The organism is Actimicrobium sp. CCI2.3, assembly GCF_035019065.1.
Lineage (GTDB): Bacteria > Pseudomonadota > Gammaproteobacteria > Burkholderiales > Burkholderiaceae_D > Actimicrobium.
Genome location: NZ_JASJWR010000063.1, coordinates 1 through 4993 on the forward strand (window position 1 = coordinate 1; position 4993 = coordinate 4993).

At 59.6% G+C, this 4993-nt stretch carries 4 protein-coding genes; all 4 read left to right on the forward strand.

From position 1 onward, the window contains the following. The first annotated feature begins 233 nt into the window (after positions 1-233). Complete coding sequence (locus QN370_RS20275; RefSeq protein WP_322126764.1) at positions 234-944, forward strand: hypothetical protein; 711 nt, start codon at positions 234-236, stop codon at positions 942-944. 28 nt (positions 945-972) lie between these two features. Then, complete coding sequence (locus QN370_RS20280) at positions 973-2205, forward strand: DEAD/DEAH box helicase (protein ID WP_322126765.1); 1233 nt, start codon at positions 973-975, stop codon at positions 2203-2205. Between the two features lies 1 nt (position 2206). Next, entirely contained in the window at positions 2207-3118 is a 912-nt protein-coding gene (locus QN370_RS20285) for a DMT family transporter (RefSeq protein ID WP_323581814.1), read from the forward strand. A 111-nt stretch (positions 3119-3229) separates the two neighbouring features. After that, positions 3230-4282, forward strand: coding sequence for a phospholipase A (locus QN370_RS20290; RefSeq protein ID WP_322126766.1), 1053 nt, complete (start codon positions 3230-3232; stop codon positions 4280-4282). Positions 4283-4993: the final 711 nt, after the last annotated feature.

Consider the following 4993-nt stretch of genomic DNA (forward strand, 5'->3'; position numbering starts at 1 on the left):
GCGGGGTGGAGCAGTCTGGCAGCTCGTCGGGCTCATAACCCGAAGGTCACAGGTTCAAATCCTGTCCCCGCAACCAAATACGAAAGCCCGAACTTGTAATGAGTTCGGGCTTTTCCGTTTTGTGGGACGCAATTAAATTGTGTCCGATTTATCTGGTTCCACGGTGATTCCTTGCGCACGTCATTCATCGGGTACGATAAGTGCCCCTGCCATCATCAATAGCCCTACTGATCATGAATCCAATTTCCGCACTCAAGCCTAATTCCCTGCTAACGACTCTCAATACCTACATTGTCGAAGACCTGTCGAATGCCGATACGGTCACGACGTCGGCAATCGTCGCCGCCACGCTGGCCGATCTGGCCGTGCCGGTGTTGCAGATGCTGACTAGCGCCGGTGCCAACGCCGATGAGGTCGCGGTAGAATTTTTCCCTGACAAGGATGAGCCCGGCACGCCCGGTACGCTGTTCTTCTGGCACGGCACGCGTTCGCTGGAAGACAATTCCTGGGAAGACGCCCATCGCGCCGAATACTCGTTGCGCATGGCGGTCTTCCTGCCTGAGCGCGATGACGACGGTGCCGTGTATCCGGCCGGCTTTACGCTGACCCTCAAGCTCGAAGCCAGTGCCTGCGAGCTGATCGAAAAAATGCCGGCCGGCGTGTTTGAACTGCTCGAGTCCGACTTCAAGGGCGCGCCTCTGCCAGTCGGTTTCGAGTTTCTCGATGACAGCGAACACGTGCCGGTGTTGCCGAACATGCGACGCCAGTTCATCAAGGCGATTTCCCGCGCCCATGCCGCCAGCAACAAGCGCCGCGGTAACCGTTTTGAAGCCGTGATGCTGCATTACATCTGGGACCGGATCGAGCCGGAACAGCATTTCGATGCGGTGTTGGCTGTCCTCGCCAAGCTGTTTGTCGCCTTGCACCAGCAGGCACGACGTTAATTTTTTCTGTTTTTTTATTTGGTAAGCCATGACATTTTTGAAGCTCGGTCTGATCGACCAGTTGCAACGCAATCTCGAGACCCTCGGCTATCACACGCCCACCCCGGTGCAGGCGCAAGCCATCCCGGCCGTGCTTGCCGGACGCGACCTGATGGCTGCTGCCCAGACCGGCACCGGCAAGACCGCCGGCTTCGCGCTGCCGCTGTTGCAGCGTCTGACGATGGAGGGCCCGCAGGTCAATAGCAATTGCGTGCGCGTGCTGGTCCTGGTGCCGACCCGTGAACTGGCCGAGCAGGTGCATCAGGCGTTTGGCGAATACGGTGCCTCGCTGCCGCTGCGCACGCACGTGGCCTATGGCGGCGTGAGCATCAATCCGCAAATGATGAAATTGCGCAAAGGCCTCGATGTGCTGGTCGCCACGCCGGGCCGCTTGCTCGACCTGTATCGCCAGAATGCAGTCAAGTTCGAGCAATTGCAGACACTGGTACTCGACGAAGCTGACCGCATGCTCGATCTGGGTTTCTCGCGCGAGCTCGATGAAGTGTTTGCCGCCTTGCCGAAGCAACGCCAGACCCTGCTGTTCTCGGCCACTTTTTCCGACGAGATCCGGGCGCTGTCGACAACGCTGCTCAACAATCCGGTACGCGTTGAAGTCAGCCCGCGCAACACCCCGGTCAAGACCATCAAGCAATGGGCCATCCCGGTCGACAAGAAGCGCAAGCCGGAACTGTTCCTGCATCTGCTGAAAAAACACCGCTGGGGCCAGGTGCTGGTATTCGTCAAGACCCGGCGCGGGGTCGATGAGCTGGTTGATATCTTGCTGGCGCAGGGCATTCGCGCCGATGCCATCCATGGCGACAAACCACAACCGGCACGCTTGCGGGCACTGGAAGGATTCAAGTCACGCGACGTGCAAATCCTGGTCGCCACCGATGTGGCTTCACGCGGACTCGACATCGACGACTTGCCGCAGGTCGTCAATTTTGATTTGCCGATCGTGGCTGAAGATTACATTCACCGGATCGGCCGCACCGGTCGCGCGGGTGCGTCCGGCATGGCGGTGTCGCTGCTGTGTGCCGACGAAGCGCCGCTGCTGGCCGCAATCGAAATGCTGACCGGACAAAACTTGCAACGCAATGCCGAGCAGGGCTTCGAGCCCGACCACCGGGTACCCGAGACCAATGCCAGCGGGCAGGTCGTCAAGAAACCGAAGAAGCCCAAGCTCAAGGCCGGTGCATTCAGGGTGCCGTCCGGTCGCTGAAATTGTGAGGACTCCCGCGCCCAGTCGCCTCGTTGCCTTTACCTGTCTGGCGCTGAGCATGGCGCTGGTCGGCAGTTACGTCGCTCTCACCAAACCGCTGGCGCTGGTGTTCCCGGTGTTCCTGCTGGCATGGCTGCGTTTTGGCATCGGCGGGCTGGCGATGCTGACCTGGCTGAAAAAGCCGGCGATGGAATTGCCGCTCAGTCGGCCGATGCGCGGGCTGGTCTTCCTGGAATCGTTCTTTGGCAATTTCCTGTTCACGCTGTGCATGATCACGGGTGTCAGCATGACCAGCGCGGTCTCGGCCGGCGTGATCCTGTCGGCGATTCCGGCGGTGGTAGCACTGATGAGCTGGCTGTTTCTGAAGGAGCGTATCGGCTTGCGGGTCTGGGCGGCGGTGGCCTGTGGCGCGCTCGGCATTGGCATCCTGGCGCTGTCGAAATCGCCCGCGCAGGATATCGCGCACCAGCATGCGTGGCTCGGTAATCTCCTCATCTTCGGTGCGGTCCTGTGCGAAGCGGCCTATGCCGTCATCGGCAAACAGTTGACGACCGTGCTCAGCCCCAAACGCATTAGCGCGATCATCAACCTGTGGGGCTTTGCGCTGATGACGCCGATGGGCATCCTCGCCGCCTGGCAATTCGATTTCGCGCCGGTGACGATGCCGATGTGGTCGCTACTGGTGTTTTACGCGCTGGCTGCCAGCGTCGGGTCGGTCTGGTTGTGGATGACGGGTTTGAAATCGATCCCGGCATCGCAAGCTGGCGTCTTCACGGTGATGTTGCCCATTAGCGCGGCGCTGGTCGGCGTGCTGGTGCTCGGAGAGCGACTCGGCGGGGTGCAATTGCTGGCGTTTGCGCTGGCGCTGGCGGGCGTGCTGCTGGCCACGGTGCCGGTAAAGCGGCGCAGCTGACGGTTGCTGTTGCTACCAGACGGTATCTTTTAATTGCGATCTAAAGTAGCGGTGAGAACATGCGAGAATCCGGCACGTTTCCAGATCAGCAACTCTCTCCATGGATCAGTCATGACCTCGCCCCTCCGTTTTGCCGTGCCAATGCTGGCCGTGTTGTCGCCGTTATATCTGCCGTCACTGGCGCACGCCACCGGACTTGAACTCAGCACGCTGGCCATCTGCGCCGAGCTGGCGGATGCCGACAAGCGTCTTGCCTGCTACGACCGCCTCGCTGCACCAGCAATGAAGCTGACGTATCCGATCGAACCAGCCGCACCGGCCCCGACGCCGGCATTGCTCAACGCCGACGTGCCCGCTTCCAGGGAAACCTCGGTACTGGCGCAGGAATGGGAACTGGCCGACAACCTCAAGCGTGGCATTTACAATTTCCGCTCGTACCGTTCTAACTATCTGCTGCTGGGCAATTACAGCGGTGCACCGAACTACGCGCCGTTTCGCGCAGTCGCCGGTGGCGGGACGCTGGAACAGCAGCGCATCCAGCATGCCGAGCTGACCTTCCAGTTGGGCTTCAAGATGAAGATGGCCGAGCAGGTGGCCGGCAGTCCGTTCGATCTGTGGTTCGGCTACACGCAGCAGAGTTACTGGCAAGCGTTCAATAAATCGGCATCGAGTCCGTTCCGCGAAACCAATTACCAGCCGGAAGTCATGGCGGTGGTGCCGGTCAATTTCCGCTTGCCTGGCATGACCGCGCGCATGCTCAACTTCGGCCTGGTGCATCAGTCCAATGGCCAGACCGGCACGCTCTCGCGCAGCTGGAACCGGTTCTATGCGCAGATCGGACTGGAAGAAGGCGGCTTCACGTTGCTGGCGCGGATCTGGGAACGGCTCGATGGCGGTGGGTCAAATGACGACAATCCGGACATCCTCGCCTACATGGGACACGGCGATATACAGGCCAGCTATCGTCAGGGCGGGCATGAGTTCTCCACGACGATGCGGCAAAATTTCAGCACCAATCGCGGTGCCGTGCAGCTTGGCTGGGCGTTCCCGCTCACGCGTAACCTGAAGGGTTATGTGCAGGGCTTTACCGGGTACGGGCAGAGCCTGATCGATTACAACTACTCGCACAAGAGTCTGGGTGCGGGTGTGACGGTCGACTTCTGATCGGAGGATGCGCTTCTTTTTGCTTCGCTTGCGGGTGAGGTTTTGGCGACGGTGGTTGGGGCATTTGGTGCAATGCCCTGCGGTTATTGCACCCTACGATTGAGCGGTAGTCGTAGGGGTTGATGTTGGGGTTGATGTTGATGTTGATGTTGACCTGTCCCGCATTGAAGCAGCTGCCAAAAGCCGGAGTCAGGCAGGGGATAAGAGGGACGCATGTCTGAGCGAAGCGAGTTTGCGGCCCTCCCCCTGACTGGCTCCGGCTTTTGGGAACCCGCAGGGCAGCCGCTTCGCGGTCGCCTTTTTCTTGGTGCGCCCAGCATGGGCGCACTCTTGGAGGTGCAAGTCCTCCCGTGAGCTGACCACAGCGAGCGAAGTGAAGCGCAACTGCGTGAGGGTGACCGAGCGTGGAGAGGAAGCGTGGAGCGAAACCGTGAGCCGATGTACAAGAACCGGATAGAAGGCGTTGCCGATCAGGGCGAACGGGCCAAGAACCGTTGTAGTGGTCAAGTTATTTCGGACACCCCAATGGAAGTATTTCTGCCATTTTCCGTTCAAAGACGGAGGGCGACAGGTTGCCCAATACGGAGTGCAAACGCGTGCAATTATAAAAGTCGACGATGTAGGAAGTGACGTCCTGTAGTGGTCTAATGAAATCGGACACCTCAATGGGAGCACACTCCCGCTAACTGAGGAAATTACATGACTAAAAAA